Consider the following 4,521-nt stretch of genomic DNA (forward strand, 5'->3'; position numbering starts at 1 on the left):
TTCGAGAATAACTTCAGAGGGGAAGTGACAACCTTTAAACATTAAAAATCAGTACCATGAATAGAAATTAAGCAAATCTTAACTTAAAGACTCAAAGTTTGCGACAGAACCGCTTTGCTTCACCACGTGAACTCGCGCGTCATGCCCTTGATAACCACGTCAAGAAAGCCTTTGTCGACGGCAAAGAGCGTGATGGTGCTCGTCGCATTAAGAAGGCCTTGGAAGCTGATGAAAACCCTTACAACATCAAGACAATATCGCAAAGTATGAAGCGGCAAGGCTTGGTTGCCAAAGCCGCAAGGAAATTCAAATGCACAACCGATAGCAATCATACTAAAGCCATTTCCCCGAACCTTTTAGCTCAGGACTTCAATGCCACTGAGCCAAACCAGAAATGGGCGGGAGATATCACCTATCTTGCAACGAGTGAAGGTTGGCTGTATCTGGCCGTAATTATCGATCTTTATTCAAGGCAAGTCATTGGTTGGTCTATGAATGAGCGTATGACCGCGGAGCTTGTTTGTGATGCGTTAAAAATGGCACTGTCCCGTCGAGGTTTTCCCGAGGATGCCATTTTACACAGTGATCGTGGTAGCCAATACTGCTCGAATGACTATCGTGAACTCATAAGCGCCTATAAACTAAGACAAAGTATGAGTCGAAAAGGAAATTGTTGGGACAATGCTTGTGTTGAAAGCTTCTTCCACTCGCTTAAAGTCGAAGCGATCCAATATGAGCCAATTATGACGCGAGAAAAGATGCGTCAAACCGTCTTTGAATATATTGAAGTTGATTATAACCAAACAAGAAGGCACAGTGCCCTTGGATATCTAAGTCCAATTAACTTTGAAAAACAGAATGTCGCTTAACCGAGTGTCCAGTATTACTGGTGCAGATCACAGGCCAGTGAGGCCGTCATTCTCGTATCCATAGACCAACCAATAACTTGCCTTGAATAAAGGTCAATAATGACAGCTAAGTACAGCCAGCCTTCGCTTGTGGCAACATAGGTGATGTCTCCTGCCCATTTTTGATTCGGAGCCGTTGCGCTAAAATCTTGAGCGAGCAAGTTTGGAGCAACGGGCATTTTATGCTTACTGTCCGTTGTACACTTAAACTTGCGTGCTGCTTTCGCTATTAAATCCTGACGTTTCATACTGGCAGCAATGGTCTTAACATTATGATTATCACCGCTCTCTGCCAGCTCTTTCTGAATACGTATTGAGCCATCTCGCTCTTTGCTAACGTCAAAGGCTTCTTTTACTTTGGTATCAAGCTTTTGGCGCTCTGTCTCACGTTGAATCGCCTTGTGGCGATTCTCAATCCCAATAATAAAACCCACTTCGAGAAACTCTGAACACCTTAGCCATACGGGAAATACTGAAACTCAGCAGGTGTTCGATCATAAATTCATAGCAATTTACTTTAGATTTTTCGCGAAGTAGGTGGCGGCCTTTTTTACGATTTCTAGCTCTTCTGCTTGCTCTGCCAACTGCCTCTTTAGCTTAGCGACTTCAACGGCCAATTCTTGTTCTCGTTGGCTAATACTAGAATTCTTCTTTGTGGCTTTTCGCCAACCGTAGATCTGAGATTCATGTAACGAGAGCTGTCTTGCGGCTGCAGCGACTCCCACTTTCTCTGCTAGTTTCAGGGTTTCTACTTTAAATTCAGGAGAATGGATAATACGTTTCTTCTTACTTGTCATGGTTCACCTCATTAGTGATTGTACTCACTTAACTCAGTGTCCAAAACTGCTGGTGCGGATCAGATTGCAGTCACTTTGCCAGTCTAATAAATAGACTAACCCCAACCAATAAAGAGAGTAAGAGAATGTTAACAACCTACCCAATTGCAGACTTCGAGACTGCCGCAAATACCCGCATCATTGACATAGATAGACTACAGGAAAGTCTTTATATATCAGGTGCTTACGTTGAATATCCGGTCGATGGTGACGCGATTCGAAATACTTTTTCATAGCTTTAAATTATAACCATTATAACCAATCAAGCACAGGCTAAACGGTACTATATGTTTTAGTTATCGTTTATCGCCTCTTCAATAGATTTACCCCCAACCAAAGAGAGTTTTACCATGGAAAAATTGATGCTTATCAATGAGCAAGAGGGCATAGTCTGGACTATCAACCCGACTGGCAAGCATGACCGACACCTAGAAGAGAACGCAGCGGAATACATGGGCCTTGTGCCTCATTTCTTTAAAGGTCTGAGCTTTGTCCTTGCAGGTGTTGAGCTTAGTCTTACCAACTTACTCGATGAGGCTGAGGCCGTATACGGTTTCCCTGCTTCGAAGATAGGAGGCGGCACAGTGTCAGACAGTGGGGTTTATCTCTACCCTCAAGATGAGCCGCTTTATCCTTACGCATCTACTGTCATTAGTGGAACGCATATCTATCAGTATCCTTACGGCATTGTGGCCCTAAGGATTCAGCTCAAACCGTAGTAGTGAGAATGGATTAATGAAAAGTCAAATCAAATTAGTTGCTTTGGTTAGCCTGTCTGTAGTGCTGGGTCTCACGGTCTTTAATACGGCAGACCGCTACATCACAGACGCGGTTGATTCTTATGTCTTCGTGGCTAACAAGAAGAGCGAAAGCAGCATGCGCTTGTACGAAAGAAGAGAGGTCTGTCACGCTCGATTAGATACGAGACCAGATACCAAGCGCATAGAGAAGCCACTGAAAGAGGGCAGCACAGTTACCTATACTCGAATCATTCACACCGAGGAAGGCAAGGCGGCTTATCAGAGCTGTGTGCTAATTGCTTATGAGGATGACGAGTATTACAAGGCGCGTCTTGAAGGCTTCAAGATGGCAATAGGCTCATTCTTCAGTTAAGCAGTCTAATAAATAGACTAGTCCCTTTCTTATCACTCTACTCTCTCCAAAATAGGGGAGAGTTACACGGTACATTTATCATGAAAAAAGTATTTATATTCTTCGCTATTATCGCTTGCATCGGTTGGCTATCTAAGACGAGTTGCTACAAAACCCCACAGAAAGCATGGGAGGCTTGCGACAAGAAATACAACGGCAAATGTAAGTTCTTAGGTAATGACTTCAAGGTATGTAAGTAATGGCTGCGATAGTACGGGCTAGACCTGCCAGTGGAGGCCAGTCGTTGAGTGTAGAAGATGCTATCTCAATGAAAGAGTTAGATAAGGGCGCTCTCTTTACCTGCATAGGGTGCGGCCAACCAATAAGACCTCATAAAGCTTCGCGCTGCGGTCGTCAACCTGCCCACTTTGAGCACTATAAAGGTGCTGAGCCTTGTAGTTACAAATCACCCGTGAAGCGAGTAGCGGAAAGCAGTTTTTCCTCTAACCATAGATAGGTTAACTCTCATGAAATTATTTATTGGCGCGGCTATGACCTTTGCCTTGTGGGGTATTGCAGGGATTATCCTCTGTATTGTTGGTGCAGTCCTTGTTGATACCAATAGCTCAATCATGGCCCTAGTAGGTGTGGCTATGATGCTGTGCAGTGTCCTACTGCCTTTCCTTATGACAAAACGATACGTCGAAAACAATTAACCAGTCTAATTATTAGACTCACCCAATCAAGAGTAAACAGAATGAAAAAAGTATTAACACTAGCGGCCCTTATCCTTTCATCTACCGGAGCGATGGCGGCTGACAAGTTCCTAAGTAACAACCCAATGGCAAGTAAGACTATCCATAACCCTCAATCGGCTGCTATCTGCATTGCTGCTAACACAGTGATAGCAAGTAACCCAAGTGTAAATAAGACCAACTCAGACAAGATTAACGCCATGAATAGCCTTATCTGGTTCTATGTGGATAGTGTAGACAAGAAGCATGGTGACAAAGTAGAGATGCTACTACCTACCTTCGTAGGTAACTATAAGCGCATGCCTCTAGATTACATGTTAGCGCAGCAGAAAAATGCAGGCTGTCCAAATCTTAATTCTTCTATCATCACCACCTTTAACCTTTAAGGATTCTCATGAAATTTATTCACGGTCTTGTACGTTACCTAGCTATGTTATTACTGGCCCTTAACTTGTTCTCTACCCTCGCTAGTCTTGTTACCTTGGATAGCACTCTAGATTATATTGCGGTGGGTATCACGCTAGTCTGGATGGCCGCTTCGCTGTCTCTAATCCTCACATCGGATGGTCAAGAGTTCTCCTCGAAGAGCTTCGCTAACTACAAAGGCATGACGGTGCTCACACTTGCTGTCAATGCGGTTGTGTCGCTTGTTATCTCAGGTGGTAATGCAGAACTACTCACTATGTTATTTGCACCCTTCGCAATCCTTACCACTGTCTCGTTCATTGCTGTACGTGGCCGCTTTAATTACATCAACCATTATTAAGATAGGCCCTAGTCCAATTATTGGACTGGGGAAACCAACCAAAGAGAAAGAAGGGTTCTGTCGCAAACTTTGAGTCTTTAAGTTAAGATTTGCTTAATTTCTATTCATGGTACTGATTTTTAATCTTTAAAGGTTGTCACTTTCCCTCTGAAGTTATTCTCGAA

General features: G+C 43.5%; 6 protein-coding genes and 2 pseudogenes. 7 read left to right on the forward strand and 1 reads right to left on the reverse strand.

Annotated features, from left to right (window positions below; all coding sequences use genetic code 11):
* Window positions 1-95 precede the first annotated feature (95 nt).
* A pseudogene (locus BCU75_RS19745) lies at window positions 96-869 on the forward strand (IS3 family transposase); the annotation flags it as partial.
* Between the two features lie 26 nt (window positions 870-895).
* Here the strand turns inward: BCU75_RS19745 and BCU75_RS19750 are convergent.
* A pseudogene (locus tag BCU75_RS19750) lies at window positions 896-1,705 on the reverse strand (IS3 family transposase); the annotation flags it as partial.
* Window positions 1,706-2,094: 389 nt separating this feature from the next.
* On the opposite strand from BCU75_RS19750, the gene BCU75_RS19755 reads away from it, so the two are divergent.
* The 6 genes from BCU75_RS19755 (at window position 2,095) to BCU75_RS19780 (ending at window position 4,357) form a co-directional block, all read left to right on the forward strand.
* Window positions 2,095-2,463 (forward strand): hypothetical protein, encoded by a 369-nt coding sequence (locus BCU75_RS19755; protein WP_102474832.1) that lies wholly within the window; start codon window positions 2,095-2,097, stop codon window positions 2,461-2,463.
* Window positions 2,464-2,479: 16 nt separating this feature from the next.
* Window positions 2,480-2,857, forward strand: coding sequence for a hypothetical protein (locus BCU75_RS19760; protein ID WP_102474833.1), 378 nt, complete (start codon window positions 2,480-2,482; stop codon window positions 2,855-2,857).
* An 80-nt stretch (window positions 2,858-2,937) separates the two neighbouring features.
* Window positions 2,938-3,096 carry a hypothetical protein gene (locus BCU75_RS24285; protein WP_157933916.1) on the forward strand — a complete coding sequence of 53 codons (159 nt, stop codon included), beginning with the start codon at window positions 2,938-2,940 and terminating at the stop codon, window positions 3,094-3,096.
* 267 nt (window positions 3,097-3,363) lie between these two features.
* On the forward strand, window positions 3,364-3,552 hold the full coding sequence (locus BCU75_RS19770) for a hypothetical protein (protein ID WP_102474835.1): 189 nt from the start codon (window positions 3,364-3,366) through the stop codon (window positions 3,550-3,552).
* 41 nt (window positions 3,553-3,593) lie between these two features.
* Entirely contained in the window at window positions 3,594-3,977 is a 384-nt protein-coding gene (locus BCU75_RS19775; RefSeq protein ID WP_102474836.1) for a hypothetical protein, read from the forward strand.
* An 8-nt stretch (window positions 3,978-3,985) separates the two neighbouring features.
* On the forward strand, window positions 3,986-4,357 hold the full coding sequence (locus tag BCU75_RS19780; RefSeq protein WP_102474837.1) for a hypothetical protein: 372 nt from the start codon (window positions 3,986-3,988) through the stop codon (window positions 4,355-4,357).
* The last annotated feature ends 164 nt before the right edge of the window (window positions 4,358-4,521 follow it).

This window comes from Vibrio splendidus (assembly GCF_002873455.1).
Taxonomy (GTDB): Bacteria; Pseudomonadota; Gammaproteobacteria; order Enterobacterales; family Vibrionaceae; genus Vibrio; species Vibrio splendidus_J.